Origin of the sequence: Sulfitobacter sabulilitoris, assembly GCF_005887615.1 — a bacterium.
In the GTDB taxonomy this organism is placed as follows: Bacteria; Pseudomonadota; Alphaproteobacteria; order Rhodobacterales; family Rhodobacteraceae; genus Sulfitobacter_E; species Sulfitobacter_E sabulilitoris.
In genome coordinates this window covers 1,500,704-1,526,635 of record NZ_VANS01000001.1, presented here as the reverse complement: position 1 = coordinate 1,526,635, position 25,932 = coordinate 1,500,704, and the positions used below count along the sequence as shown (strand labels likewise).

At 65.2% G+C, this 25,932-nt stretch carries 26 protein-coding genes and 1 riboswitch; of the genes, 18 read left to right on the top strand and 8 right to left on the bottom strand.

The window, feature by feature from the left end; all coding sequences use genetic code 11:
* The first annotated feature begins 17 nt into the window (after positions 1 to 17).
* From miaB to metK, 8 genes are all read left to right on the top strand, one after another.
* Positions 18 to 1,340 (top strand): tRNA (N6-isopentenyl adenosine(37)-C2)-methylthiotransferase MiaB, encoded by a 1,323-nt coding sequence (gene miaB, locus FDT80_RS07250; RefSeq protein WP_138661508.1) that lies wholly within the window; start codon positions 18 to 20, stop codon positions 1,338 to 1,340.
* A gap of 205 nt (positions 1,341 to 1,545) precedes the next feature.
* The gene (locus FDT80_RS07245; protein WP_246039890.1) at positions 1,546 to 2,121 is read left to right on the top strand and encodes an OmpA family protein; all 576 of its coding nucleotides are present in this window, start codon (positions 1,546 to 1,548) and stop codon (positions 2,119 to 2,121) included.
* A gap of 12 nt (positions 2,122 to 2,133) precedes the next feature.
* On the top strand, positions 2,134 to 2,457 hold the full coding sequence (locus FDT80_RS07240) for a hypothetical protein (protein ID WP_138661507.1): 324 nt from the start codon (positions 2,134 to 2,136) through the stop codon (positions 2,455 to 2,457).
* A gap of 372 nt (positions 2,458 to 2,829) precedes the next feature.
* A complete protein-coding gene (locus FDT80_RS07235) occupies positions 2,830 to 3,846 on the top strand; it encodes a PhoH family protein (RefSeq protein WP_246039889.1) in 1,017 nt (338 codons plus the stop codon).
* A gap of 72 nt (positions 3,847 to 3,918) precedes the next feature.
* Positions 3,919 to 4,425: an rRNA maturation RNase YbeY gene (gene ybeY, locus FDT80_RS07230; RefSeq protein WP_138661505.1), complete on the top strand. Its 507-nt coding sequence runs from the start codon at positions 3,919 to 3,921 to the stop codon at positions 4,423 to 4,425.
* A 35-nt stretch (positions 4,426 to 4,460) separates the two neighbouring features.
* The gene (locus tag FDT80_RS07225; RefSeq protein WP_138661504.1) at positions 4,461 to 5,357 is read left to right on the top strand and encodes a hemolysin family protein; all 897 of its coding nucleotides are present in this window, start codon (positions 4,461 to 4,463) and stop codon (positions 5,355 to 5,357) included.
* A complete protein-coding gene (lnt, locus tag FDT80_RS07220) occupies positions 5,354 to 6,961 on the top strand; it encodes an apolipoprotein N-acyltransferase (RefSeq protein ID WP_246039888.1) in 1,608 nt (535 codons plus the stop codon). The genes FDT80_RS07225 and lnt overlap by 4 nt, the downstream gene beginning before the upstream one ends.
* A 35-nt stretch (positions 6,962 to 6,996) precedes the next feature.
* Positions 6,997 to 7,047, top strand: a riboswitch (SAM-SAH riboswitch).
* Between the two features lie 4 nt (positions 7,048 to 7,051).
* Positions 7,052 to 8,239, top strand: coding sequence for a methionine adenosyltransferase (gene metK / locus FDT80_RS07215; RefSeq protein ID WP_138661503.1), 1,188 nt, complete (start codon positions 7,052 to 7,054; stop codon positions 8,237 to 8,239).
* Between the two features lie 349 nt (positions 8,240 to 8,588).
* On the opposite strand, the gene FDT80_RS07210 is transcribed toward metK, so the two are convergent.
* Both FDT80_RS07210 and FDT80_RS07205 read right to left on the bottom strand, forming a co-directional pair.
* Positions 8,589 to 10,625, bottom strand: coding sequence for an NADH:flavin oxidoreductase (locus FDT80_RS07210; RefSeq protein WP_138661502.1), 2,037 nt, complete (start codon positions 10,623 to 10,625; stop codon positions 8,589 to 8,591).
* A 93-nt stretch (positions 10,626 to 10,718) separates the two neighbouring features.
* Complete coding sequence (locus FDT80_RS07205) at positions 10,719 to 11,723, bottom strand: PAS domain-containing protein (RefSeq protein ID WP_246039887.1); 1,005 nt, start codon at positions 11,721 to 11,723, stop codon at positions 10,719 to 10,721.
* A gap of 242 nt (positions 11,724 to 11,965) precedes the next feature.
* On the opposite strand from FDT80_RS07205, the gene trmB reads away from it, so the two are divergent.
* The 10 genes from trmB to trpB all read left to right on the top strand — a co-directional run bounded on the left by trmB (position 11,966) and on the right by trpB (position 20,591).
* Complete coding sequence (trmB, locus tag FDT80_RS07200; protein WP_170311806.1) at positions 11,966 to 12,667, top strand: tRNA (guanosine(46)-N7)-methyltransferase TrmB; 702 nt, start codon at positions 11,966 to 11,968, stop codon at positions 12,665 to 12,667.
* 79 nt (positions 12,668 to 12,746) lie between these two features.
* Positions 12,747 to 14,099 (top strand): 3-phosphoshikimate 1-carboxyvinyltransferase, encoded by a 1,353-nt coding sequence (gene aroA / locus FDT80_RS07195; RefSeq protein ID WP_138661500.1) that lies wholly within the window; start codon positions 12,747 to 12,749, stop codon positions 14,097 to 14,099.
* On the top strand, positions 14,096 to 14,626 hold the full coding sequence (locus FDT80_RS07190; protein ID WP_138661499.1) for a hypothetical protein: 531 nt from the start codon (positions 14,096 to 14,098) through the stop codon (positions 14,624 to 14,626). The genes aroA and FDT80_RS07190 overlap by 4 nt, the downstream gene beginning before the upstream one ends.
* The gene (locus tag FDT80_RS07185) at positions 14,623 to 15,237 is read left to right on the top strand and encodes a (d)CMP kinase (RefSeq protein ID WP_246039886.1); all 615 of its coding nucleotides are present in this window, start codon (positions 14,623 to 14,625) and stop codon (positions 15,235 to 15,237) included. The genes FDT80_RS07190 and FDT80_RS07185 overlap by 4 nt, the downstream gene beginning before the upstream one ends.
* Positions 15,238 to 15,417: 180 nt before the next feature.
* Positions 15,418 to 17,193 carry a 30S ribosomal protein S1 gene (rpsA, locus tag FDT80_RS07180; RefSeq protein ID WP_342777643.1) on the top strand — a complete coding sequence of 592 codons (1,776 nt, stop codon included), beginning with the start codon at positions 15,418 to 15,420 and terminating at the stop codon, positions 17,191 to 17,193.
* A gap of 291 nt (positions 17,194 to 17,484) precedes the next feature.
* Positions 17,485 to 17,769, top strand: coding sequence for an integration host factor subunit beta (ihfB, locus tag FDT80_RS07175; RefSeq protein ID WP_138661496.1), 285 nt, complete (start codon positions 17,485 to 17,487; stop codon positions 17,767 to 17,769).
* A complete protein-coding gene (locus FDT80_RS07170; protein WP_138661495.1) occupies positions 17,769 to 18,119 on the top strand; it encodes a LapA family protein in 351 nt (116 codons plus the stop codon). The genes ihfB and FDT80_RS07170 overlap by 1 nt, the downstream gene beginning before the upstream one ends.
* Positions 18,120 to 18,163: 44 nt before the next feature.
* On the top strand, positions 18,164 to 18,826 hold the full coding sequence (locus tag FDT80_RS07165; protein WP_138661494.1) for a phosphoribosylanthranilate isomerase: 663 nt from the start codon (positions 18,164 to 18,166) through the stop codon (positions 18,824 to 18,826).
* Positions 18,827 to 18,887: 61 nt separating this feature from the next.
* Complete coding sequence (locus FDT80_RS07160) at positions 18,888 to 19,229, top strand: antibiotic biosynthesis monooxygenase family protein (protein WP_138661493.1); 342 nt, start codon at positions 18,888 to 18,890, stop codon at positions 19,227 to 19,229.
* Positions 19,230 to 19,358: 129 nt separating this feature from the next.
* Positions 19,359 to 20,591 carry a tryptophan synthase subunit beta gene (trpB, locus tag FDT80_RS07155; RefSeq protein ID WP_138661492.1) on the top strand — a complete coding sequence of 411 codons (1,233 nt, stop codon included), beginning with the start codon at positions 19,359 to 19,361 and terminating at the stop codon, positions 20,589 to 20,591.
* A 119-nt stretch (positions 20,592 to 20,710) separates the two neighbouring features.
* On the opposite strand, the gene FDT80_RS07150 is transcribed toward trpB, so the two are convergent.
* From FDT80_RS07150 to FDT80_RS07125, 6 genes are all read right to left on the bottom strand, one after another.
* Entirely contained in the window at positions 20,711 to 21,076 is a 366-nt protein-coding gene (locus FDT80_RS07150) for a DUF2237 family protein (RefSeq protein ID WP_138661491.1), read from the bottom strand.
* A gap of 12 nt (positions 21,077 to 21,088) precedes the next feature.
* A complete protein-coding gene (locus FDT80_RS07145) occupies positions 21,089 to 22,252 on the bottom strand; it encodes a serine hydrolase domain-containing protein (protein WP_138661490.1) in 1,164 nt (387 codons plus the stop codon).
* Positions 22,253 to 22,351: 99 nt separating this feature from the next.
* Complete coding sequence (gene pth / locus FDT80_RS07140; RefSeq protein ID WP_138661489.1) at positions 22,352 to 23,098, bottom strand: aminoacyl-tRNA hydrolase; 747 nt, start codon at positions 23,096 to 23,098, stop codon at positions 22,352 to 22,354.
* A gap of 114 nt (positions 23,099 to 23,212) precedes the next feature.
* Positions 23,213 to 23,875 (bottom strand): 50S ribosomal protein L25/general stress protein Ctc, encoded by a 663-nt coding sequence (locus tag FDT80_RS07135; RefSeq protein WP_138661488.1) that lies wholly within the window; start codon positions 23,873 to 23,875, stop codon positions 23,213 to 23,215.
* Positions 23,876 to 24,104: 229 nt separating this feature from the next.
* Positions 24,105 to 24,731 carry a hypothetical protein gene (locus tag FDT80_RS07130; RefSeq protein WP_138661487.1) on the bottom strand — a complete coding sequence of 209 codons (627 nt, stop codon included), beginning with the start codon at positions 24,729 to 24,731 and terminating at the stop codon, positions 24,105 to 24,107.
* Positions 24,732 to 24,754: 23 nt separating this feature from the next.
* Positions 24,755 to 25,921 carry an alpha-hydroxy acid oxidase gene (locus tag FDT80_RS07125; RefSeq protein WP_138661486.1) on the bottom strand — a complete coding sequence of 389 codons (1,167 nt, stop codon included), beginning with the start codon at positions 25,919 to 25,921 and terminating at the stop codon, positions 24,755 to 24,757.
* Positions 25,922 to 25,932: the final 11 nt, after the last annotated feature.

The following is a 25,932-nucleotide window of genomic DNA, read 5'->3' as shown; positions in this document are numbered from 1 at the left end:
CTTACCGGAGCCGCCCCATGTCCGCGCCGAAAAAGCTGTTTATCAAGACCTACGGCTGCCAGATGAACGTCTACGACAGCGAACGCATGGCCGAAACGCTGGGCGCGCAGGGGTATGTGGCGACGGACCGGGCCGACGATGCGGACATGATCCTGCTCAACACCTGCCACATCCGGGAAAAGGCCGCCGAAAAAGTCTATTCCGAACTCGGTCGTCTCAAGCCGCTGAAGGCCGCCAATCCCGATCTCAAGATCGGCGTGGCGGGCTGCGTGGCGCAGGCGGAGGGCGCGGAAATCATGCGCCGCCAGCCGGCCGTCGATCTGGTGGTCGGTCCGCAATCCTATCACCGTCTTGGCCAAATGGAGGCCGAGGTCCGCGCGGGGCGCAGCGCGCTCGACACCGATTTCCCGGCGGAGGACAAGTTCGACCACCTTGCCGCCCGCCCCAAGGCCGCGCGCGCGCCCGCCGCGTTCCTGACGGTGCAGGAAGGCTGCGACAAGTTCTGCGCCTTTTGCGTGGTGCCCTACACCCGCGGCGCCGAGGTCAGCCGCCCGGTGAACCGTATCCTGGACGAGGCAAGGGACCTGGTGGAGCGTGGCGTGCGCGAGATCACCCTGCTGGGCCAGAACGTCAATGCCTACCATGGCGAAGGGCCGGCAGGGCGGGATTATTCGCTTGCCGCGCTGATCTGGGCGCTGGCCGAGATCGACGGGCTGGAGCGGATCCGCTTTACCACCAGCCACCCCAACGACATGACCGACGATCTGCTGGAGGCGCATGCCAACTGCGCCAAGCTGATGCCATACCTGCACCTGCCGGTGCAGTCGGGCAGCGATTACATCCTCAAACGGATGAACCGCAGCCACACCGCCGAAAGCTATTTGCGGGTGATCGACCGCATCCGCGCCGCGCGCCCCGATATCGTCTTGTCGGGCGACTTCATCGTCGGCTTCCCCGAAGAGACGGAAGCGCATTTCCAGGCCACGCTGGACCTGATCGAAGAGGTGAAATACGGCTATGCCTATTCGTTCAAATATTCGACGCGCCCCGGTACCCCCGCCGCCGAGCGCGGCCAGATCGACCCCGCCGCCGCGGACGACCGCCTGCAGCGCATCCAGGCCCTGATCACCCGGCACCAGCAGCAGATCCAGACCGACATGGTCGGTTGCGAGGTGCGTGTGCTGGTGGAAAAACCCGGCCGCCTGCCGGGGCAGATGGTCGGAAAATCCGAGTATCTGCACGCCGTGCACATCGATGGCGGGCAGGCCAAGGTGGGTGATATCGTCCCCGTCAGAATCGTGCAGGCCAAGGCAAATTCGCTCGCCGGTCGCCCGATCTGACCCTGTGCGACGCGCCGCCATTGCCTTGTGATTGTGGATAATGCGCCTCTCCATTGGGGAGTGGTGCCAAATTAGACACAATATGTGGTTTAATCATCTTCACAGCGCCATAAATATTACATAGTCTTTCCACATTCCGCGAGGCGTGGCCGCTCTGTTCGCCATGGCCGTTTTTTCATGAGGAACAAGAGTGAGGGACAAGGCTGTGGGATCTTCCATCATCAAGGCAATGCGCGGGTGCGCCGCACTGGCGATTGCCGCGGCCGTGGCGCTGCACGGCGCCCAGGCGCAGGCACAGACCAAATCGCAGCAGGGCCGCGACAAGGGCCAGTACATCCCGACGATCTGGGTCGATCCCGACGGATGCGAACATTGGGTCATGGATGATGGCGCCGAGGGATACATGACCCCGCACACCACCCGTCAGGGGATCCCGGTGTGCCGGCGTGGCGATGTGTGCGGCGTGATGAACACCGACCAGTATTTCGCGACCGACAGCTACCGCATCCACAAACCCGGCCAGGAAGCCCTGCGCAAGTTCTTCCAGGACGCCAACGCCACCGCCTATATCATCACCGGCCACACCGATAGCCGGGCGTCCGACGCCTACAACATGCGCCTGTCGCTGAACCGGGCCAATTCGGTGGCGCGCGTGGCCAAAGCGGCCGGCGCGCGTATTTCCGATGTGCGCGGCTACGGCGAACGGCTGCCCGCGGCGCCCAATAACAGCGTTGCCGGGATGGCCAAGAACCGTCGCGTCGAAATCATCTGCATCCGCTAAGGGGACAAGACAGTGACATCATTCAAACTCATACTGGTCCTCTCTGCCGCCACTGGCCTATCGGCCTGCGGTGATTACGAAGCCGGTTTCGGCAACGGCTATCCGGCTGACAAGACGGTCGACCGCGGCGTCGATGGCAAGGACCTGAGCCAGCTCAAGGCCGGTATCTGGGTCGATCCCAACGGCTGCGATCACTGGATCATCGACGATGGCGTCGAAGGATATCTGTCCGCGCGGCTCGACAAATATGGCAAACCGGTCTGTTCGGGCGTGGCCGCACCGACGCAGACAGTGGGCGATTTCAAGGCCGGATCAAGCATCCGCGATCCCAACTGATCCCATAGGGGGCATCGTAAAGATTTTGGCCGGGGCGCAATCGCATCCCGGCCTTTTTCGGTCTGCCCCACCTCGACGGGGCCGCGATCCTCTCGGGCCTTGCGCGATGTCCAATGTGCGCGCCGCGCGGCCAGCGGGGGCGGCACCGGCACCGGGACACCCGGCGCGCGCAGATCGGCCTCGGTCATCTGCATCGACGCCTGCGCCGCGATGCCTTGGCCTGCCGCAGCGCCGCTGCCCGCCGATGCGGCAGGTTGCCGCAACGCACCACGGCTTTTTTGATCCAAAGCGGCGAAATACGTCCGCGCGCGCTTGCGCATGGTGCCCGAAGTTGGCACCCTCACAGCGACTCTTACCCGCAAGGAGCAGGTATTGCCTTCCAGCATCTCAACTCCGCCTCCTCCCGTGCGCGACATACCCCGTGGCACGGTCGAGTTTCCCGACAACCGCCTTCTCATCGATCTTTGTGGCCCCTACGACGCGCATCTTGCCGCGATTGAAACCGCGCTCGACGTGCAGATCGTGCGCCGGGGCAACCAGCTTTCCGTGATGGGCGCCGCCGAGGCGCAGACCGACGCGCTGCGGGTCCTGCACGCGCTTTACGCCCGCCTCGAAGGGGGGCGCAGCGTGGAGCCTGCGGATGTGGATCGCGAATTGCGCATGGGCCCGTTCGAGGACCCCGTGGATGTCGAGAACGGCGACCAGCTGGAAATGCCGATGGGCGCGCGGATCGAAATCCAGACCCGCAAGAAACGGGTGGAACCGCGCACCGAGGCGCAAAAGACCTATGTCCAGTCCCTGTTCGACAACGAACTGGCGTTCGGCATCGGCCCCGCGGGCACCGGCAAGACCTATCTCGCCGTGGCCGTGGGCGTGTCGATGTTCATCGGCGGCCACGTGGACAAGATCATCCTCAGCCGTCCGGCCGTGGAGGCGGGCGAACGCCTCGGCTTTCTGCCCGGCGACATGAAGGACAAGGTCGATCCCTACATGCAGCCGCTCTATGACGCGCTGAACGACTTTCTGCCGGGCAAGCAGCTGGCCAAGCTGGTCGAGGAGAAAAAGATCGAAATCGCCCCGCTTGCCTTCATGCGGGGGCGCACGCTCAGCAATGCCTTTGTGGTGCTGGACGAGGCGCAGAACGCCACCTCGATGCAGATGAAGATGTTCCTCACCCGTCTGGGCGAGGGGTCGCGCATGGTCATCACCGGAGACCGCACCCAGATCGACCTGCCGCGCGGTGTCCCGTCGGGCCTCGCTGACGCCGAGCGTCTGCTCAAGACGATCCCCAAGATCAGCTTCAACTATTTCACCTCCAAGGACGTGGTGCGCCACCCGCTCGTCGCCGCCATCATCGAAGCCTACGAGGCCGATACCGGTCTGGTCTGATGGTGCCCTTCATGCTTCTCGTGTTTCCAAATATCCCGGGGGTGTGGGGGCTGGCCCCCACGCAGGCCTGACATGGGCCCCGTCGATCTGGTCTGCGAGGATCCCCGCTGGCAGGCGCTGGACCTCGATGCGCTGGCACAGGCCGCCGCCACCGCGACCCTTGAACATCAGGGGATCGACCCCGGCGCCGTCGAAATCGCGCTCCTGGCCTGCGACGATGCGCGCATCGCCGTTCTGAACGCCGAGTTCCGCGACAAGCCCACCGCCACGAATGTACTGAGCTGGCCCGCCGAGGAGCTGGCCGCCGACGAACCGGGGCGGCGGCCGGACCCGCCCGCGCCCGATCCGGGCGGCGCCTTTGAGCTGGGCGATATCGCCATCGCCTATGACACCTGCGCCGCCGAAGCGCAGGCCGCGGGCAAGCCGGTATCGGCCCATGTGACCCACCTCATCGTGCACGGTATCCTGCACCTGTTGGGCTACGATCATGTTCGTGACCCGGATGCCACGCTGATGGAGCGCATCGAGACTGAAATACTTGGCAAATTGGGTCTTGATGACCCATATAGGGTTGGATAGGCGAAGACCGCCGTAATTGCCCTGGACAGGACCACATGCCCGACACCGACGGATCGTCTGACGCAGCGCTTGGCGCGCAGTCGGATGTTGACCCTTCTACCGACGATGAACCCACTGGAAAATCTGGCAGTTTTCTGTCGCGCGTGATCGGCGCGCTCAGCCCTTACGAGGGCGAAACCGAGGACGCGCCGGAGCCGCAGGCACCCGAACGCCCCACCACGCACGGCATGATCAACCTGCGCCGGATGCGGGTCGATGACGTGGCCATCCCCAAGGCCGAAATCGTCGCCGTGCCGGTCACCTCGACCCTCGATGAACTGGTCGCGGTGTTCAAGGAAAGCGGGATGACGCGCCTGCCGGTCTACGACGGCACGCTCGATACGCCCGTTGGGCTCGCGCATCTCAAGGATCTGGCGCTGACCCACGGCTTCAACGGCGACGCGACCGGTTTCGATCTGCGCGCCATGCTGCGTCCGCTGCTGTTCGTGCCGCCGTCGATGACCATCGGCGTGCTGCTGACCAAGATGCAGGCCGAACGCCGCCACATGGCGCTGGTGATCGACGAGTACGGCGGCGTGGACGGGCTGGTGACCATCGAGGACCTGATCGAACAGGTCATCGGGCAGATCGAGGACGAACACGATGTCGACGAGGGTCTCAACTGGACCGAGGAAAAGCCCGGCTGCTACCTCGCGCTGGCCAAGACGCCGCTGGAGGAATTCGAGGCCGAAATCGGCAAGTCCCTGACCGACCACGACGAAGTGGACGAGGAAGAGATCGACACGCTGGGCGGTCTGGTGTTCATGCTGTCGGGCCGTGTGCCCGCGCGCGGCGAGGTCGTGATCCACCCCGACGGCATCGAATTCGAGGTGATCGACGCCGATCCGCGCCGGATCAAGCGGTTGCGCGTGCGCGTCGGCGGCGCCGGGTGAGCACGCTGGAGCCACGGCGCCTGCCCAAGGTCTGGGGCTGGTTCCCGAAGCTCCCGATCTGGAGCCAGCTTTTGGTGGCCGCGGCCCTTGGGGCCGTGGGCGCGTTGGGGCAGGAGCCCCATAATTTCGCGCTGGTGCTGCCCCTGGTCATGGTGATGGCCTTCGTGATGCTGCGCCGCCAGACCCACGCGGGGCGCGCGGCGCTGACCGGCTGGGCGCTCGGGGCGGGTTATTTTGCGGTGTCGCTCCTCTGGATTGTCGAGCCGTTCCAGATCGATGCCGCGCGCTATGGCTGGATGGCCCCCTTTGCGCTGGCGCTGCTGGCGGGGGGGCTGGCGTTGTTTTGGGGGCTGGCGTTCTGGGCCGCGCGGCGGCTGTCGCGGCGGGCGTTTCCGCTGGTGCTGACCTGGACGGCGGCCGAGCTGTTGCGCGCCTATCTCTTCACCGGGTTTCCCTGGGCCTCCCCGCCGCAGGTGCTTGTGTCGGCGCTGGCGGGACAAAGCCTCGCATGGGTGGGTCCGCATGGTGCGATGTTGTGGATGTGCCTGATGGCCTGGGCCCTGTCCTACCCGGCCGTGTATCGCGGCGGCACGGCCCTGCGCCTGGGCCAGACGCTCTTGCTGATCGCGACGGTGACGCTGGTGATGTTGCCCCCTGCGCGCGCGCCCTCGGCGCTGACGGAGACATGGGTCCGCCTGATCCAGCCCAACGCGCCGCAAAAGGAAAAATGGCAACCCGACAAGATCCGGATGTTCTATGAACGCCAGCTTGCGCTGACGGCGGCGCCGCCCGCGCCCGCCGCCCGCGCGCCCGACCTGGTGGTCTGGTCCGAAACCGCGATCCCGTGGCTGTTGGAGGCGGCGCCCCCCGCGCTGGAACAGATCGCCGAGGCCGCGGGCGGGACACCGGTGATCCTTGGCGTGCAACGGCGCGAGGCGGGCACGCTTTACAATTCGCTGGTGCTGCTGGACGGGCAGGGCGGCGTCGCACAGACCTATGACAAGCACCATATCGTCCCTTTCGGCGAATACCTGCCCTTCGGCAATTTGCTGGGCCGCTTCGGCCTGCGCGGTCTGGCGGCGGCGGATGGCAACGGCTACGGGCGCGGCCCGGGCGCGCGGCTTCTGGACCTGGGGGCACTGGGCACCGCGCTGCCGCTGATCTGCTACGAAGCGGTCTTTGCGCATGATGTGAATGCCGCGCCGTCGCGACCGGGGATGCTGATCCAGATCACCAACGATGCCTGGTTCGGGCAGACCTCCGGCCCGCAGCAGCACCTTGCGCAGGCGCGGATGCGCGCGATCGAGCAGGGGCTGCCGATGATGCGCGCGGCCAACACCGGCATATCCGCGATGATCGACCCGCGTGGCCGCATCGTCCAAAGCCTTGCGCTGGGGCAGGCGGGCTATGTCGATGCGGCGCTGCCCGCGGCGTTGCCGCCGACGCTCTACAGCCGCACCGGCGATACGCCGCTGGTGATTTTCCTGACCATCGTGCTCTCCGCCGCAGCCCTGCGGGCAGGCCGCAACCGGCGCAGGCGCACGATACGGCCCCCCCGCCGCAGGGCCGCGGGCAAAGGTCGAAAACGCCGCAGCAGTTTATGATTGACGCTGCACTGGCGGCCACGTAAGCCCTCGTAATCGTGTCACAACGGCTTCCTGACGTGGCACTTGATCTTTTTACTGGAGCACGACATGTCCCGCAAAAACTATATCTTCACCTCGGAATCCGTTTCCGAAGGGCATCCCGACAAGGTCTGTGACCGGATTTCGGATGCGGTGCTCGACGCATTCCTGACCGAAGAGCCCGAGGCGCGAGTCGCCTGCGAGACATTCGCCACCACAAATCGCGTGGTGATCGGCGGCGAAGTGGGGCTGTCGGACAAGGCCAAGCTGACCGAGTACATGGCCCGCATCGACGGCATCGCGCGCGCCTGCATCAAGGACATCGGGTACGAGCAGGACAAGTTCCACCATGCGACCTGCGAGGTCACCAACCTGCTGCACGAGCAGTCCGCCCATATCGCCCAGGGCGTCGATGCCAAGGGCAACAAGGACGAAGGCGCCGGCGACCAGGGGATCATGTTCGGCTTTGCCACAACCGAGACGCCCGAGCTGATGCCGGCCCCGATCCATTATTCCCACGCGATCCTGCGGCGTCTGGCCGAGGCCCGCAAGGACGGCAGCGAACCCACCCTGCGCCCCGATGCCAAAAGCCAGCTTTCGGTGCGCTATGTCGATGGCAAGCCGGTCGGCGTCAGCTCAATCGTGCTGTCCACCCAGCACGCGCATGCGCATCAGACCAGCGCCGATATCCGCGACATCGTGGAACCCTACATCCGCGAGGTGCTGCCCGAGGGATGGATCGACGCCGATACCGTGTGGCACGTCAATCCGACCGGAACCTTCGTGATCGGCGGGCCGGATGGCGATGCGGGCCTGACGGGCCGCAAGATCATCGTGGATACCTATGGCGGCGCCGCGCCGCATGGCGGCGGCGCATTCTCGGGCAAGGACCCGACCAAGGTGGACCGCTCGGCGGCCTATGTCGCGCGCTATCTGGCCAAGAATGTCGTGGCGGCGGGCATGGCCGACAAATGCACCATCCAGCTCAGCTATGCCATCGGGGTCAGCCAACCCCTGTCGATCTACTGCGATACCTACGGCACGGGGGATGGCGACATACACGACAGCGCCATCGAAAAGGCCATCCGCAAGATCATGGATCTGACCCCCCGCGGCATTCGCGAACATCTGCAACTCAACAAGCCGATCTACACGCGCACGGCGGCCTATGGGCATTTCGGCCGCGCGCCAGAGGCCGATGGCGGATTTTCGTGGGAGCGGACCGATCTGGCCGAAAGGCTGAAGGCGGCGATCTAGGCGCCCGCAGGCGTACCATTGCTGCACGGGAGGCGCGCCTTGCGCACGATCGCGGCCGTCACAGACGGCGGCGGTCACGCTCCGGGCCCAGATGCGACGGAGTCCGGCCATGGGTGTGAGCGCGATTGACCCGTCCGGGCCTTGCGCCCTGTCCGGTGCCGTGGACGAAAAAGCGCCCGTTCCTGAACTCGTCGCAAGGTTCGGGCGGGTCTCATCCGCGCCGCCGACGCGGTCGGACCATTCCCTTACGGCACGTCAAAGGTGGATGGAACGCCTGCCCAACGTCGCTGCCTTGCGGATACCACGGGGGGCGGGACCGGCCAGGGCGCGGCTTTGGTCGCGACCTCTTTCACAGATCCTTGACCAGCCGCAGCGCATCGTAGATTGCCGCATGGGTGTTGCGTGGCGACACGGCGTCGCCGATGCGGAACACTTGAAACCCGTCGCCGGCGTGCGGCTGGGGACGTCCCGCGATCAACGCATCGTAATCGACCGCGCCGCCGTTTCCGGACAAGGGTCTGAGCGCATGATACAGGTCGTCCAGAGGGCGGGTGCCGTAGTTCACCACGATCTGATCGTAGCTTTGTTGCCAGCGCCGGTCGCCGTAGTCGGTGCCGATGGTCGCGCGCAGGCGGTTGCCGTCGCGCGCGACGTCGAGCAGACGACGGGCGACGGTAAAGGTCACGTCGCGGGCCTGGAGCGCCGTCATGTAGGGCGTCACGTTCATCCCCATGATGTCCGTGGCCACGGTCCGGTCGGGGGTCATCACCTCGACCTCCGCGCCCGCCTCTGCCGCGACTTCGGCGGCCTGCAACCCCGGCGTGTCGCCGCTTTCGTCATAGACCAGGACCCGCCCGGCCGCTTTGACATCGCCCGAGATCAGATCCCAGGTGCTGAGGATATGCGCGGCCTCGGCGCGGGTTTCGAACAGGGTGAGGTTGGGCAGCCCGCCGGTGGCGACGATCACCACGTCGGGGGCCTCGTTCAGCACGTCGTCGGCTTCGGCATAGGTGTTGAAGCGGAATACCACGTCGCGTGCGGCGCATTGGGCCATGCGCCAGTCGATGATGCCGATCATCTCGCGGCGGCGGGGGCTGCGCGCGGTCAGGCGGATCTGGCCGCCGGGGTCGCCCGCGGCCTCGAACACGGTCACGTGGTGGCCGCGTTCTGCCGCGACGCGGGCCGCTTCCAGCCCGCCGGGGCCTGCGCCGACGATGACGATCCGGCGCTTTGCCGCGGCGGGCGATATGTCGTGTGACATGGTCAGTTCCCGGCCCGTTGCCGCATTGTGGATACACAGCGCCTCGCCGCCCTGGTAGATCCGGTCCAGACAGTAGGTCGCGCCGACGCAGGGGCGGATGTCGTGTTCGCGCCCGGTCATGATCTTTTGCACGATCTGCGGGTCGGCGATATGGGCGCGTGTCATGCCCACCAGATCCAGCAGCCCCGCCTGCACCGCGTGCCGCGCGGTGGCCACATCGGGAATGCGCGCGGCGTGGAATGTGGGCAGGCCCACCTCGGCCCGCACGCGGCCCGCGAAATCCAGGTGCGGCGCGCTGCGCATCCCTTGCAGCGGAATGACCTTGGTCAGGGCCGCGTCAGTATGGATGCGCCCGCGGATGACGTTCAGGAAATCGACATGCCCGGTGGCTTTCAGCGCATGGGCTATGGCCAGTCCTTCGTCGGCGTCGATGCCGCCGGGCGCGTCCTCGTCCGCGATGAAGCGCAGGCCGACGATGAAATCGGGGCCGACGCGGGCGCGGATGGCCTCCAGCACCTCGAGCGCAAAGCGCAGGCGAGTGTCACGGCTCTGCGCGCCATAGGCGCCCTCCAGCCGGTTGGTGAGCGGCGACCAGAACTGGTCCATCAGGTGCCCGTAGGCTTCAAGCTCGATCCCGTCCATGCCGCCCGCCTGCATCCGTTCGGCGGCGTCGGCGTAATCCGAAGTGATCCGCGCGATGTCCCAGGCCTCGATCAGCTTGGGAAAGGCGCGATGCGCGGGTTCGCGGTCGGGGCCGGGCGACACCGATGGCAGCCAGTCGCCCTTGTCCCAGCCGGTGCGGCGGCCCAGGTGCGTCAGTTGGATCATCACCGCGCAGCCATGCGCATGGCAGGCGTCGGTCAGCCGCCGGATCCACGGCACGACCTCGTCGCGGTAGGCGAGGATATTGTTGAACGCCGCCGGGCTGTCGCGCGACACCACAGCCGATCCGGCGGTCATCGTCAGGCCCACACCCCCGCGCGCGCGCGCTTCGTGATAGGCGCGGTAGCGGTCGGTGGGCATCCCGTCTTCGGGATAGGCCGGTTCATGCGCGGTGGTCATGATCCGGTTCTTCAGCGTCAGGTGCTTCAACCGGTAGGGCTGCAACAGCGGATCGTTGGACATGGGCGCGGCTCCGGGGCTGTGGACGGGACGATCGCCGCCCACTGTGCCACGAATGCGAGACCGCGCAAGCCGCGTTGGCAGCGATGCCGGTGATCAGTTGCCGACCGGCAGGCTCGCCTCGACCACCAGCCCCTCGGGGCGCCAATCGAAGGACAGGGTGCCGCCCGCCGCCGCGACCAGCGCCTGAACGATCTGCGATCCGCTGGCGCGTTCGGGCACCTTGACCTCGGGGCCGTCGGTTTCGCGCCAATGGCAGATCAGCGTCCGGTCGTTCGCCGTTTCGGACAGCGACCAGTGAAAGGCGACATGCCCGGTCTCGACGCTCAATGCGCCGTGCTTGACCGCATTTGTCGCAAGTTCGTGCATCAGCAGCGTCACCGGAGAGGTCAACCCGCCGGGCAGCAGGAAATTCGGGCCCAAGAGCTCGAACTGCGCCTGGCCGAGCGGGGCATAGGCGGTCAGGATCGAACTGGCCAGCGTTGAGACCTCGATGCTGTTGTTCATCGATTCGCCGAATGTGCTGAAATGTGCATCGCTCAGCGCATGCAGGCGGGCGTTGATCTTGTGGCCCATATCGACCGGGTCGCGTTCGGACCGTGCGGTCATCTTGACCGTGACCGACATGACATTCACGATATTGCGCAGGCGGTGCAGCAATTCGTCATTCGCGAGCTTCCTTGCGGTCTTTTGACGCTCGTGTTCGGCCGTGATGTCGAGTTGCGATCCGAAGTAAAAGGCGATCTTTCCGTCATCGTCCATGATCGGCCCGATCTGGAGGGCGTTCACGAACGGGGTGCCGTCCTTGCGGTAGTTCAGGATTTCGACGGTCGCGACCTCCTGCTTTTCGATGATCCGCCGGATGTTGTCGATGCTGTCCGTGGTGGTGGCGTCACCCTGCAGAAACCGGCAGTTGCGCCCCAGGATTTCATCCAGCGGGTAGCCGGTCAATTCGCAGAAGGCCGAGTTGGCGTATATGATCGGATTGTCGGGCAGGGTGGGATCGGTAAAACACAGCGGCAGGCGCGTGTGACGCAATGCCTGCGCCATCGCCAGATCCTCGCGGTTGTTCCAGCTTTCTCGGCCGCCTTCGACGTTCACGCTGATCTCCTTGGAATGCGCACAAAATCACTCGTGCTCCGCCTGGGGGGTGAACCTGTCGGAGCACGAGCGACACTTAAGTTACCAGACTGCCCCGCGAGTTCAACAGAGCGCGCGCTACGTCATGCGCTGTAGCCAATGCGCGTCAGATGCATGGGGTGCGGCGGTTTTGCCTCGGGCTGCGGCGCGGCGGTGCACCGCCCCCGTTGCGCCCCGCGCGCGGCCCGGCTAAACCGCGCGCCATGACACATCCAACCCGCCCCCGCCGCAACTTCTATGGCCGCCTCAAGGGCAAATCGCTCAAGCCGTCGCAGAAGGGCTACATCGACGAAGACCTCGACGCGCTGTCGCCCGGCGCCGTGGCTTGGGATGCAAACCCGGAACGCACACCGCTGGACCTGAAGACGCTGTTCGACGGCAAGCCGGTGTGGCTGGAAATCGGCTTTGGCGGTGGCGAGCACATGGTGCATCAGGCCGCCACCAACCCGCAGGTCGGCATCATCGGGTGCGAACCCTATATCAACGGCGTTGCCATGCTGTTGGGCAAGATCCGACGCGCAGGCGTGGACAACCTTGCCGTTCACCCCGGCGACGTGCGCGACATGTTCGACGTTCTGCCGGATGGATCGATCGACCGGGCGTTCCTGCTGTATCCCGATCCCTGGCCAAAGGCGCGCCACCACCGCCGCCGGTTCGTCACGCCCGAACACCTTGAGCCGCTGGGGCGGGTGCTCAGGCCGGGGGCGATGTTCCGCGTGGCCACCGACATCGAGGATTACGTGCGCCAGACGCTCGAGCAGGTGCCGCGGCACGGGTTCGAGTGGCTGGCCGAAGGGCCCGATGACTGGCGCACGCCTTGGGATGACTGGATTTCGACCCGCTACGAGCAGAAGGCGCTGCGCGAGGGACGGACTCCGCACTACCTGACCTTTCGCAAAACGTGATCCGGCGCCGCCGTGCGATGGACGCCGCCCCCCCGGCTGGTCTAAGACGGTGCCGAAGCAGTCAGACGAGTAGTTCGATATGTCCAGCCACGGCGCCCCGATCCCGATGACCTCCAGTGCCTGCGGCCCCCTTGCGGGCCGCGCGGAGGTGCCGGGCGACAAATCCATTTCACATCGCGCGCTGATCCTGGGTGCGCTCTGCGTCGGCGAGACGACGATCAGCGGCCTGCTGGAAGGGCAGGACGTGCTGGATACGGCAAAGGCCATGCGCGCGTTCGGTGCCGAAGTGACCGACCTTGGCGGCGGTAACTGGTCGGTGCAGGGCGTTGGTGTGGGCGGGTTTGCCGAACCTGACGGCGTGATCGACTGCGGCAACTCCGGCACGGGCGTTCGGCTGATCATGGGCGCGATGGCGACCTCGCCGATCACGGCGACGTTCACCGGCGACGCAAGCCTGAACAAGCGTCCGATGGCGCGGGTCACGGACCCGTTGGCGGACTTCGGCGCGCAGGCGGTGGGACGCGCGGGCGGACGGTTGCCGATGACGCTGGTCGGCGCGGCGGATCCCGTGCCGGTGCGCTATGTCGTGCCGGTGCCTTCGGCGCAGGTGAAATCGGCGGTGCTGCTGGCCGGGCTGAACGCTCCGGGCCAGACCGTCGTGATCGAGGCAGAGGCGACGCGCGACCATACCGAGCGGATGCTGGCGGGCTTTGGCGCGCAGATCACGGTGGAGGACACCGAGGAGGCGCGCGTCATCACGCTTACCGGGCAGCCGGAACTGACACCGCAAAGGATCGATGTGCCGCGCGATCCGAGCTCGGCCGCCTTTCCGGTTTGCGCGGCACTGATCGTGCCGGGGTCGGACGTGCTGGTGCCGGGGATCGGGTTGAACCCGACGCGGGCGGGGCTGTTCACCACGCTGCGCGAGATGGGCGCGGATCTGACCTTTGAAAACGAGCGGGTCGAGGGCGGCGAGCCGGTGGCGGACCTGCGGGCGCGGTTTTCGCCCGACCTGAAGGGAATCGAGGTGCCACCCGCGCGCGCGGCGTCGATGATCGACGAATACCCGGTGCTGTCGGTCGTGGCCGCCTTTGCCACGGGCGATACCGTGATGCGGGGTGTCAAGGAATTGCGCGTCAAGGAAAGCGACCGGATCGACGCGATGGCCACGGGCCTGCGCGCCAATGGCGTCACCGTCGAGGACGGCCCCGACTGGTGGACCGTCACCGGGCTGGGCCACGGCAACGTGCCGGGGGGGGCCACCTGCGCCAGCCACCTGGACCACCGTATCGCGATGTCGTTCCTGATTCTCGGCATGGCGTCGCAAAACCCCGTCAGCGTCGATGACGGCGGCCCGATCGCGACATCCTTCCCGATCTTCGAGCCGTTGATGAAGACCCTTGGCGCGCAGGTCGAGCGGACAGGCGGATGACCCGCGCCACGCGTCTCTTGTGGGCCACGGGCATCATGGCCGTGCTGTGTTTTGCCTATCTGGCCTGGCTGTCGCGGACGGTGCTGACGCCGGCGCCCGGGCTTGCGCCCTTCGACGCGCATCTGACCGGCTACACGATGGCGCAGGCGCGGGATTATCTGGCGGCCATATCGCCGCATGCGACGCTGATCTATCTGGGCACGTTCCGGCTTTGGGATACGGTCTTTCCGGTGCTGGCGGCCTTTACGCTGGGCGGTGTCACCTGGGTGCAGGCGCGGGGGCTGCGCCAATGGGTGCGGCTGATCGCCCTGTTGGCCCCGGCGGGGTATCTGCTGATGGATCTGGCGGAAAACGCGCTGGTGGCCGAGCTGCTGCTGAGCGGTGCGGACGCCACAGGAACGGCCATCCTGCGGGCAAGCCAGTTCACGGTGGTGAAATGGGCGCTGTTCGGGCTGGCGGGGGGGGTGGCGCTGGGCGCATGGCTTTTGGCGCCAACCGGGGCCGCACCGCGAAAGGACATGCCGTGAAGGGGGCTTTCACCATTGCCATCGACGGCCCCGCGGCGGCGGGCAAGGGCACGATTTCGCGCGCGGTGGCGGCGCACTTCGGGGCGGCGCATCTGGATACCGGCCTGTTGTATCGCGCGGTCGGGGCCAAGGTGCTGCTGGGCATGACGCCCGAGGCGGCGGCGCGCGCGCTGGTGCCCGGCGATCTGGACGCGCCCGACCTGCGCAGCCCCGAAGTGGCGCAATCGGCCAGCCGGGTGGCCGTGATTCCGGATGTCCGCGCCGCCTTGCGCGAATTTCAGCACGAATTCGCCCGGCGTGACGGCGGCGCGGTTCTGGACGGACGCGACATCGGCACGGTCATTTGCCCCGATGCCGATGCCAAGCTGTTCGTGACCGCCAGCGCCGAGGTCCGGGCGCAGCGCCGCTTTGCCGAATTGCGCGACAGCGGCGTCGAGACGTCATTCGAACAGGTGCTGGCCGATGTGAAGGACCGCGACGCCCGCGACATGCAGCGCGCCGAGGCGCCGCTCAAGCCCGCGTCGGATGCGGTTGTGATCGACACCTCCGAGATGTCCATCGACGAGGCCGTCGCCGCCGCCATCGCCGCGGTCGAGGCGGCACGCGGCTGACCACCGGGTTCCAGCACGCGGCGCGGGCCGGGCGGAACACTGCGCCGGATTTGCCCGAAACGCCCGCCAGCCCCTTGCGCACAGGGGGCAACTGGCCTATAGGAGCGTCTGTCGAAGGGGCGGTCACAGCCTCGGGCGTACATCTGCGGGCAGGGTCGGTTCCAACCGGCCCTTTCTTGTTTGCGTCCACCTTCGTCCAAATTGACATCCACAGACCGGCGGAGACAACCGCGCGGCCAGAAAACTGACACGCAAAAGGAAAACGTAAGCTACATGGCTCAATCAAACTCAATGGAAGACTTCGAAGCACTGTTGGAAGAAAGCTTTGAAATGGACACGCCCGAAGAGGGCAGTGTCGTCAAAGGCAAGGTGATCGCAATTGAAGCGGGCCAGGCCATCATCGACGTCGGCTACAAGATGGAAGGCCGCGTCGAGCTGAAAGAATTCGCAGATCCGGGCGAAAGCCCGAAGATCGCAGTGGGCGACGAAGTCGAAGTCTTCCTGCGTCAGGTCGAGAACGCGCGCGGCGAAGCCGTGATTTCGCGCGAGATGGCCCGCCGCGAAGAAGCCTGGGACCGGCTTGAGAAGGCCTATGCCGACGAAGAGCGCGTCGAAGGCGCAATCTTTGGCCGCGTCAAGGGTGGCTTCACCGTCGATCTGGGCGGCGCAGTGGCGTTTCTGCCCGGCAGCCAGGTCGATGTGCGCCCCGTGCGCGACGCAGGCCCGCTGATGGGTCTCAAGCAGCCCTTCCAGATTCTGAAAATGGATCGCCGCCGGGGCAACATCGTGGTGTCGCGCCGTGCGATCCTCGAGGAATCGCGTGCCGAGCAGCGCGCGGAAGTCATCGGCAACCTGACCGAAGGCCAGACCGTCGACGGTGTGGTCAAGAACATCACCGAATACGGTGCGTTCGTGGATCTGGGCGGCGTCGACGGCCTGCTGCACGTCACCGACATGGCATGGCGCCGGGTCAACCACCCGTCCGAGATCCTGTCGATCGGCGAGACGATCAAGGTGCAGGTCATCAAGATCAACAAGGAAACCCACCGTATCAGCCTGGGCATGAAGCAGCTGCAGGAAGATCCCTGGGATCTGGTCGGCGCCAAGTATCCGCTGGATTCGGTGCACACCGGCCGTGTGACGAACATCACCGACTACGGCGCATTCGTCGAGCTTGAGCCGGGTGTCGAAGGCCTGGTTCACGTCAGCGAAATGTCCTGGACCAAGAAGAACGTCCACCCCGGCAAGATCGTGTCGACCTCTCAGGAAGTCGAAGTCATGGTTCTGGAAATCGACGCGGCCAAGCGTCGCGTTTCGCTTGGTCTCAAGCAGACCATGCGCAACCCGTGGGAAGTGTTTGCAGAAACGCACCCCGAGGGCACCGAGGTCGAAGGCGAAGTCAAGAACATCACCGAATTCGGTCTGTTCGTTGGCCTGCCGGGCGACATCGACGGCATGGTTCACCTGTCCGACCTGTCCTGGGACGAGCGTGGCGAGGACGCGATCCAGAACTACCGCAAGGGCGATACCGTCCAGGCGGTCGTGTCCGAGGTTGACGTCGAGAAAGAGCGCATCAGCCTGTCGATCAAGAACGTCGGTGGCGACAAGTTCGCCGAAGCGGTTGGCGGCGTGAAGCGCGGCTCCATCGTGACGGTGACCGTGACCGCGATCGAGGATGGCGGGATCGAAGTGGAATACGAGGGCATGAAGTCCTTCATCCGCCGCTCCGACCTGAGCCGTGACCGTGCCGAGCAGCGCCCCGAGCGGTTCAGCGTCGGTGACAAGGTCGACGTGCGCATCACCAACGTCGATGCCAAGGCGCACCGTCTGGGCGTGTCGATCAAGGCGCGTGAAATCGCCGAAGAGAAAGAGGCCGTGCAGCAGTATGGCTCTTCCGACAGCGGCGCATCCCTGGGCGACATCCTGGGTGCGGCACTCAAGGGCGACGACGACTGATCCACGGCCTTGCGTCGTGACGACACACACTGAATGGGGCCCTGCACGCAACGTGCAGGGCCTTTTTCGTTGGTGCGAATCGGGCCCGCGCGGGGTTATCGCCCCGACCTGCGTGCCGCTGTGCGCCGGGTTTGGATGCGGGGTTTGGCAAAAAATCCCTCAAAAACAGACCCTTCCCCGGCCAAAAAACGCACCGGGGCGCAAGGCTTCTATTCCCGTAACCGGTTTCTTTCTATAGTTTGGAAAGACACGATGGGAAAACCATGCGCCAACCCCGGGGGAGTCACTGCCATGATACGGTCCGAACTGATCCAGAAGATCGCGGATGAAAATCCACACCTTTATCAGCGGGATGTCGAGCGTATCGTGAATACCATCTTCGAAGAAGTGACGGGTGCCATGGCGCGGGGCGACCGGGTCGAGCTGCGCGGCTTTGGCGCGTTTTCGGTCAAGAAGCGCGATGCGCGGGTCGGTCGGAACCCAAGGACGGGTGAAACCGTTCATGTCGAAGAGAAATACGTGCCGTTCTTCAAGACCGGAAAACTGTTGCGTGACCGCCTGAACGGGAAATCCTGATGCGTTACATCCGCTATGCCTGCATTGCAATTTTCGCCATCGCATTGATCGCGGTGGCCCTGGCCAATCGTGACATGGTCATGCTCAAGGTTCTGCCCAACGAGGTCGCGGGCTTTTTCGCCGTGAATCCGTCGATCCAGTTGCCGCTGTTTCTGGTCATTCTGGGGGGTATCCTGGTGGGTCTGCTGGTCGGCTTCGTCTGGGAATGGATCCGCGAATACGGCGAACGGGCCGAAGCCGCGCGCCAGGCCCGCGAAATGCGCCGGCTGGAGCGTGAGATCGCCCGGTTGAAGGGCGAGAAGCACAAGGACAAGGACGAGGTTCTGGCGCTGCTCGACGAAGCAGGCTGAGGCCCGCTCTTGCCGAACGGGACCGTGCGTGGTCAAAGGCAGGCATGAACAACACCCCGGTATCAGTCAAGATCTGCGGTTTGACGCACGCCTCGGACGTGGCTGCGGCGGCGCGCGCCGGTGCGGCTTATGGCGGCTTCGTCTTCTTCGCCAGGTCCCCGCGCAACCTGACGCTGGAGGCCGCGGCGGCGCTGGCGGCCGAGGCGCCATTGGGCCTTGCCAAGGTCGCGCTGACGGTGAATGCCGACGATGCGTTCCTCGATGCGCTGGTGGCGCGGGTGCCGCTCGACATGCTGCAACTGCACGGGAGCGAGCCACCCGCGCGCGTGGCGCAGGTCAAGGCGCGCTATGGCCTGCCGGTGATGAAGGCGGTGGGCGTCGGCGACGCGGACGACCTGCCGAAGCTTGACAGCTACATGGCCGTTGCGGACCAAATCCTGGTCGATGCCAAGCCACCCAAAGGCGCGGACCTGCCCGGCGGCAACGGGCTGGCCTTTGACTGGCGTCTGATCGCCGGGCGGCGCTGGCCCGTGCCGTGGATGCTGGCCGGCGGGCTGACGCCCGATACCGTGGCGCAGGCGGTCGCGATGACCGGCGCGCGGCAGGTCGATGTGTCTTCGGGCGTGGAATCCGCGCCGGGGACCAAGGACGCGGCGCTGATCGCACAGTTCGTCGCAGCGGCGCAAGACCGGGTCCCGACGCTCTGACGGTGGCCTTCGTGGTCCGGTTCGACTGCGGCGGCGTCGGCTGACAAGGAAGGACGAAGGCATGTATCTGGTTGCGGTCGGGGGCGGGCAGCCCAAGCGGATGTGGCATTTGCTGCCGTTCTATTTCTACACGCGCCGTGCGCTGCGCCAGGCGCGCCGGGCCAAGGGCTGCGTCAAGGCCGGGCTGATCGCGGCGGACGGGTGTTACCTGTCGGTGTCGGTCTGGGAAAGCCCCGGCGACATGAAGCGGTACGCGGCAAGCGGCGCTCATGCGCAGGCGCTGCGCGCGTCACGCTGGCTGGTGGCGTGGTTTCGCTTTCACCACTTCCAAAGCGAGGAGCCGCCACGGATGAGCCAAGCCCTCGCATATTGGCGAGAGAAGGAGGCGGCGCGCGACGTCTGACCGGATTATTCCAAAAACCCAGACTGGAAAATTTCAAATTTTCCGTCTGCGGCAACGCGCGCGCCAGCGCTGCCTTTACGACGCTGGGGCGGCAGGCTAAGGCTGAGCGCAGCACACGAGGAGTGACCAATGGCAAACGATCTGTTCAACAGCTTCATGACCGGCCCGGATGAGAACGGGCGCTTTGGCGATTTCGGAGGGCGCTTCGTCTCGGAAACGCTGATGCCGCTGATCCTCGAATTGGAAGAGCAGTACGAGAGGGCCAAGACCGACGACAGTTTCTGGGCGGAGATGGACTACCTGTGGAAGCATTATGTCGGCCGCCCCAGCCCCTTGTATTTCGCGGAACGGATGACCGAACATCTGGGTGGTGCCAAGGTCTACATGAAGCGCGACGAGCTGAACCATACCGGCGCGCACAAGATCAACAATGTGCTGGGCCAGATCATCCTGGCCCGCCGCATGGGCAAGAAGCGCATCATCGCGGAAACCGGCGCGGGCCAGCACGGTGTCGCCACCGCCACGGTCTGTGCCAAGTTCGGGTTGCAGTGCGTGGTGTACATGGGGGCGCATGACGTCGAACGCCAGGCCCCGAACGTGTTCCGGATGAAGCTGCTGGGCGCCGAGGTGATCCCGGTCACCTCGGGCCGCGGGACGCTCAAGGACGCAATGAACGATGCGCTGCGCGATTGGGTCACCAACGTGCGCGACACGTTCTATTGCATCGGCACCGTGGCGGGCCCGCATCCCTATCCCGCGATGGTGCGCGATTTCCAAAGCATCATCGGCAAGGAGGTCCGCGAGCAGATGGACGAGGCCGAAGGGCGTCTGCCCGATACGGTGATCGCCGCCATCGGGGGCGGATCGAATGCGATGGGTCTGTTCTATCCGTTTCTCGACGACAAGGAGGTTGGCATCATCGGCGTGGAGGCGGGCGGCAAGGGCGTCAACGCCAAGATGGAGCATTGCGCCTCGCTGACCGGTGGGCGCCCCGGCGTTCTGCACGGCAACCGCACCTACCTGTTGCAGGACGATGACGGCCAGATCCTCGAAGGGTATTCGATTTCGGCGGGTCTCGATTATCCGGGTATCGGTCCGGAGCATTCGTGGCTGCATGACATCGGGCGCGCGCAATACGTGTCGATCACCGACAAGGAAGCGCTGGCGGCGTTTCAGATTTGCTGCACGCTTGAAGGGATCATCCCCGCGCTGGAGCCGTCGCACGCATTGGCACACGTGATGAAGATCGCGCCGGAGCTTCCGGCGGATCACATCATCTGCATGAACATGTGCGGACGCGGCGACAAGGACATCTTTACCGTGGCCAAGGCGCTTGAGTTCGAGATGGGCGACTTCGCCTGACAGGGCACCGCTGCGGCTGCTGTCGGGGCGGGGACGGCGTCGGCTGACCGACCAGCTTGGGCCTTGCCGGTCGCACCGACCGCAGGAAACCGGCGGTCCGCAGGATCGCCGCCAACCGGTCAGCCGTAGCGTTTGAGCACGTCCAGCGGCACGATGTCGAGCGCACGCCGATGGGTCGCGTCAAGGTTCACACGCGGTGCGCAGCCTTCGTCGTGCGCTTGCAGGAACCGCGCGGCGCACAGGCACCACGGATCGCCAGGAGCGAGCCCCGCAAAGCCGAATTCGGGGCGCGGGGTGCTCAGATCGTTGCCAACGTATTTCGAGAACGCCAGAAATTCGGCGGTCATTACGGCGCAGACGGTGTGGCTGCCCTGGTCGGCGGCGCAGGTGTTGCAGTGCCCATCCCGAAAGAAGCCCGTGACCGGGTCCATCCCGCACTGCGCCAGCGGTTCGTCCAGCACATTGATGCTGTCATCGGGTTCCATAGATGTTTTCCTTTACAGGCTGCGGGCGATCCGGCGAAAAATCTCGACGTTCTGCGCGTTGACGCCGGGGGCGCGGAACTTCCGGTCGGCGGCGGTGGTGGCGATGACCACGCCCGACTGTTCGTCAATGTAGATGTATTGGCCGTAAATGCCACGCCCCATGTATTCGCCGGGCCGGCTATTGTGCGGAATCCACCATTGGTAGCCATATCCGAATTCATCCGGGCCGGTCGGCGCCGTCGGTTTGGTCGAGGCGTCGATCCAATGCTCCGGCACGATCTGCCGACCCTGCCAGCGGCCCCCTTGCGCGATCATCTGGCCAAATCGTGCATAGTCGCGGGTGGTCATGTTCAGACCGCCCAGCACAAAGGCGACGCCCTCGCCATCGGTCAGATAGTAGGGCTGCTGTTCGAGACCGAGCGGTGCGATGATCTTTTCCGCCAGCAGGTCTGACACGCTGCGCCCTGTCGCGCCGCGGATCACCATGCCGATCACATGGGTGTCGATCGACACATATTGCCAGTCGGTGCCAGGGTCCGCAAAGGTGTCGACCAGGCTTGCGGCAAAGACATCCATTGCGCCGCCCATCGCCAGAACACGCCCCATACGATTGATGTCGCTGTAGAAATCAAGGTAGTCTTCGTCAAAGCTGACGCCGCTGGCCATGTTCAGGACATGGCGGATGCTGGCCCGGTCATAGGCGCCGCCCGCGAGCATCGGCGCGTATTTCGTGACCGGATCGTCGAGCGAGGCAATCGCACCTTCGTCCAACAGCACGCCGGTCAGGGCGGACAGAAAGCTTTTGGCCACGGACCAGCTGATCCGCCTGTCCTGCGACGTGGTGCCAAGGGCGTAATCCTCGTGCACGATCTGGCCATCCTTGAGCACCAGAAGCGATGTGACGCTGCGCGCCGCTTTCCACTCCGCGACCCCGGGCGGAAGGCTGATCCGGTCGCCTTGCGGCAGGGCGGACACCGGGCCGTCACCCCGCGGCAGGGGGGCCGTCAGGAAAGCGGCGTCCATGTTGCTGAAATTCCGGACGATCCTGTCCTCGGCAAACAGGCTGTTGACCGCCAGAAGGCGTGTGATTTCCTCGCGTTTCCAAAGCCCTATCACCAAAGCCGCCAGCGCCAGCGCCAAGGCCGCGCGCAGTATCCATGTCGCAAATGTCCGCATGTGTGTTTTCCTTTGATCGTCGTCCATCACAGTTTCACACCGGACACGGCTGCGCCAGTCCCGGACAGGCGGCCCCGCGCGCGACCCTGCATGTGATGTCTAGCGGAACTTCTGCATCAGCTTTTGCAGCGGGCTCTGGGGCGCCGCTTCAGCCGCGTGGCTGTCCGTGCCGGACGGCGCGGGATCGACCGGCGGGCGCGCCTGCGCGGGGCGGCCCGGCGTGCTGTCTGCCGGCGGTTTGGCGCCGCGCGGGTCCTTTTGGCCGGTGCCCGAACGCGGGGGGGCGACACGCATGGCCACGGCATTGAGAAATTTCGGCATGTCGCCGGTCGCCAGCATCGGTGCGCCGTCGCTGACACCGCGCAACACATCGTCGAGCCACGCCTCGTCTGCCTTGGCGAAATCATGCAGCACGTAGCCCGGCACGCGATCCTTGTGGCCGGGATGACCGACGCCCAGCCGCACCCGGGCATAATCGGGGCCGATATGGGCGTGAATGGACCGCAGGCCGTTGTGGCCCGCGTGGCCGCCGCCCTGTTTGCACTTGACCTTGCCGGGGGCCAGGTCGATCTCGTCGTGCAGTACGATCACGTCCGCAGGCTCCAGCTTGTAGAATCGCATGGCGGCCTGCACCGACTGGCCGGAATTGTTCATGAAGGTTTCGGGCTTGAGCAGGACCGCGCGGTCAGTGCCGAAACGCCCTTCGCTCACGCTGCCCTGATGTTTGGCCTTCCAGGGCGGAAAGCCGTGATCCTGTGCGATGCGGTCAAGCGCCATAAAGCCGATGTTATGCCGGTGACGGGCGTATTTGGCGCCCGGATTGCCCAGCCCCACGATCAGTTTCATTGCCTGTCTCCCGGCTGCGATGCTCTTTGTCGCCGCACCATACCAAGTGCGGCGGACAAACGAAATACGGGGCCGCAAGCGACCCCGTATCCTGTGACGTCACCGTGGTGCGTCCTATTCTTCGCTGGCTTCGCCGTCGCCCTGCTCGGTGGTGGGCACTTCGTCCGCTTCGACCTCTTCCTCGTCCTCATCCTTTTGCGAGGCAAGACCGGAGGGGGCCGACAGGTTGGCAATCACGAAATCACGGTCGATCGTCGGTTTCGCGCCCTCGGGCAGCGTGACCGAAGAGATCGAGACATTCTCGCCGATCTCGAGCGCGGACACGTCGATGGTGACGTGATCGGGGATATCGCCCGCTGTCACGACAAGTTCCACCTCGGGACGAATGAGCGTCAGAACGCCACCCGCCTTCAGGCCGGGGCTTTCTTCTTCGCCGACGACTTCGACCGGAATGAAGAGGTTGATCTTGGTGGTGCGGCGCAGGCGCATGAAATCGACGTGCGTCGGCAGGTCCTTGACAACGTGACGCTGAACGTCGCGGCAGATGACGCGGACGTCGTCGTGGCCTTCGACCTTCATGTTGAACAGGGTCGATTTGAACCGCCCGTCGCGCAACTTCTTGATCAGCACGTTGAAGGGAATGTTGATCGGCAACGGGTCAACGTCACCACCAAAAACGATACCAGGAACCATGTCGGCACGGCGTGCGGCACGAGCGGCGCCCTTGCCTGTCCCCGTACGTTCCTGGGCTTCAAGATCAGGGATCTCTCCGGCCATTGTTGTAGTCTCCAATAATTAGGGCGGACATCCTCCAAGGCTGTATGTCCACGTGAAGCCGCGCGTATAGACCGGATCGACCGGCATGGAAAGAGGGTTTTTGGCACCCGACGTCTGCGCCGCGGGGCGCTGCCCCGCACCCCGGGATATTTGAAGAACACAAGAAGATGGCAGCTTCTCTCTTCTTGTGTTCTTCAAATATCCCCGCCGGAGGCATGGCGCAGGTCGATCACCCTGTCCCGATTTCGGTATGGATGTACCCCCCGGTGGCCACAAGCCGGTCATGCAGCGCGAAGTCCGCCGCGCGCGCGGCGCGCAGGGCCTGTTCGACGCGGGGCGACAGGGGGGCGGCGGCGGCAGGCGAGACATTCTTGGGTTTCAGGTTTACCGGCGTGTCGAGCCGGTCGGACAGGAAGCCGCGAAACGCGGGCTGTGCCTCGTAGGCGAAGAGATGCGTCACCAGCAAGGTGCCGGAGCCGGACGTCAGGAAGCTGTGCTGGCTGCCGATACCGGCGAAATCGGGCGGGTCGTCGGCGATCACGGCCAGCACGAAGTCATCGAAGCTACACCCGCGCGTGCTGACCTTCGTGCCGGTCTGGCGCGGGCCGGAGCGGTATCTGTACCAACTGCGGATCTGCTCCACCGGGTCGCGCAACACGGCAACCGCCTCGGGCCGGGTGCCGAAGGTGTCATGAAGGAAGGGGGCGACCTTGTTGTGGTAGCGGGCCGCCGTCGTGTGCTTGCGCCCACGCGCAAAGATGACGTCGGCGCGCGGTTTCAACGCCATTTCCACGGCGGTGGTTCCGGTTTTAGGCACCGCCAGAAAGGCGAGATTTGCCTTGAGAAACACCAGCATGGGTCGGTCCCCCTACGCGCCGATCAGGCTTCCCACCGGCCGGAGAAGCCTTCGGGGACCAACAGGTTGTGACGCCCCAAGTTCTGGACCGAAGTTTCCCCGCAAAGCGCCATCGTGGTGTCAAGCTCGCGGTGGATGACCTCCAGCGCGGTGGTCACGCCTTTTTGGCCCATCGCGCCCAGCCCGTAGATGAAGGCGCGCCCGATATAGGTGCCTTTCGCCCCCATCGCCAGCGCCTTGAGCACGTCCTGTCCCGAGCGGATGCCGCTGTCGAGGTGGACTTCGACCTGATCGCCCACCGCGTCGAGGATCGAGGGCAGGGCGCGGATCGAACTGATCGCGCCGTCGAGCTGTCGTCCGCCGTGATTGCTGACGATGATCGCGTCCGCACCGACCTTGAGCGCCATCTTGGCGTCCTCGGCGTCGAGGATGCCCTTGAGGATGACCTTGCCGTCCCATTGCTCCTTGATCTTCGCGATCTTGCTCCAGTCGAGCGAGGGATCGAACTGTTCCGCTGCCCAGGCGCTCAGAGAGGAGGCGTCGGAGATGCCTTCGACGTGTCCCACGATATTGCCGAATTCGCGCCGCTTGGCACTGAGCATCTCAATGCCCCAGGCCCATTTCGTCATCAGGTTGCCGATGGTTTTCGCGGTGAGCTTGGGCGGGGCGGACAGGCCGTTCTTGAGATCCTTGTGCCGCTGGCCGAGGATCTGAAGGTCGAGCGTGATGACCAGAGCGGAGCATTTGGCATCCTTGGCGCGCTGGATCAGGCGGCTGACGTAATCGGTGTCCTTCATCGTGTAAAGCTGGAACCAGAAGGGCGCATTGGTGTGGCCCGCCACGTCCTCGATCGAGTTGATGGACATGGTGGACAATGTGAAGGGCACGCCGAACCGCTCGGCGGCGCGGGCGGCTTTCATTTCGCCGTCGGCGTGCTGCATCCCCGTCAGGCCCACGGGCGCAAGCGCCACGGGCATCGATACGTCCTGTCCGATCATCTGGCTGGCGGTGCTGCGGCCCGACATGTCAACGGCCACCCGCTGGCGCAGACGGATCTGGTCAAAATCGGTGCTGTTGTCGCGAAAGGTCTGCTCGGTCCAGCTTCCGCTTTCGGCATAATCGTAGAACATGCGCGGAACGCGGCGTTCGTGGATCCGTTTCAGGTCTTCGATGTTGGTGATGACGGGCATTGCATACCTCG

Coding starts and splice junctions, on each gene's coding strand:
- aroA (WP_138661500.1), top strand. CDS start 12,747: ATGTCCAGCCACGGCGCCCCGATCCCGATGACCTCCAGTGCCTGCGGC.
- FDT80_RS07160 (WP_138661493.1), top strand. CDS start 18,888: ATGTATCTGGTTGCGGTCGGGGGCGGGCAGCCCAAGCGGATGTGGCAT.
- FDT80_RS07135 (WP_138661488.1), bottom strand. CDS start 23,875: ATGGCCGGAGAGATCCCTGATCTTGAAGCCCAGGAACGTACGGGGACA.
- trmB (WP_170311806.1), top strand. CDS start 11,966: ATGACACATCCAACCCGCCCCCGCCGCAACTTCTATGGCCGCCTCAAG.
- FDT80_RS07165 (WP_138661494.1), top strand. CDS start 18,164: ATGAACAACACCCCGGTATCAGTCAAGATCTGCGGTTTGACGCACGCC.
- FDT80_RS07150 (WP_138661491.1), bottom strand. CDS start 21,076: ATGGAACCCGATGACAGCATCAATGTGCTGGACGAACCGCTGGCGCAG.
- FDT80_RS07145 (WP_138661490.1), bottom strand. CDS start 22,252: ATGCGGACATTTGCGACATGGATACTGCGCGCGGCCTTGGCGCTGGCG.
- FDT80_RS07210 (WP_138661502.1), bottom strand. CDS start 10,625: ATGTCCAACGATCCGCTGTTGCAGCCCTACCGGTTGAAGCACCTGACG.
- metK (WP_138661503.1), top strand. CDS start 7,052: ATGTCCCGCAAAAACTATATCTTCACCTCGGAATCCGTTTCCGAAGGG.
- trpB (WP_138661492.1), top strand. CDS start 19,359: ATGGCAAACGATCTGTTCAACAGCTTCATGACCGGCCCGGATGAGAAC.
- miaB (WP_138661508.1), top strand. CDS start 18: ATGTCCGCGCCGAAAAAGCTGTTTATCAAGACCTACGGCTGCCAGATG.
- ihfB (WP_138661496.1), top strand. CDS start 17,485: ATGATACGGTCCGAACTGATCCAGAAGATCGCGGATGAAAATCCACAC.
- FDT80_RS07125 (WP_138661486.1), bottom strand. CDS start 25,921: ATGCCCGTCATCACCAACATCGAAGACCTGAAACGGATCCACGAACGC.
- FDT80_RS07190 (WP_138661499.1), top strand. CDS start 14,096: ATGACCCGCGCCACGCGTCTCTTGTGGGCCACGGGCATCATGGCCGTG.
- FDT80_RS07130 (WP_138661487.1), bottom strand. CDS start 24,731: ATGCTGGTGTTTCTCAAGGCAAATCTCGCCTTTCTGGCGGTGCCTAAA.
- FDT80_RS07170 (WP_138661495.1), top strand. CDS start 17,769: ATGCGTTACATCCGCTATGCCTGCATTGCAATTTTCGCCATCGCATTG.
- FDT80_RS07225 (WP_138661504.1), top strand. CDS start 4,461: ATGCCCGACACCGACGGATCGTCTGACGCAGCGCTTGGCGCGCAGTCG.
- ybeY (WP_138661505.1), top strand. CDS start 3,919: ATGGGCCCCGTCGATCTGGTCTGCGAGGATCCCCGCTGGCAGGCGCTG.
- pth (WP_138661489.1), bottom strand. CDS start 23,098: ATGAAACTGATCGTGGGGCTGGGCAATCCGGGCGCCAAATACGCCCGT.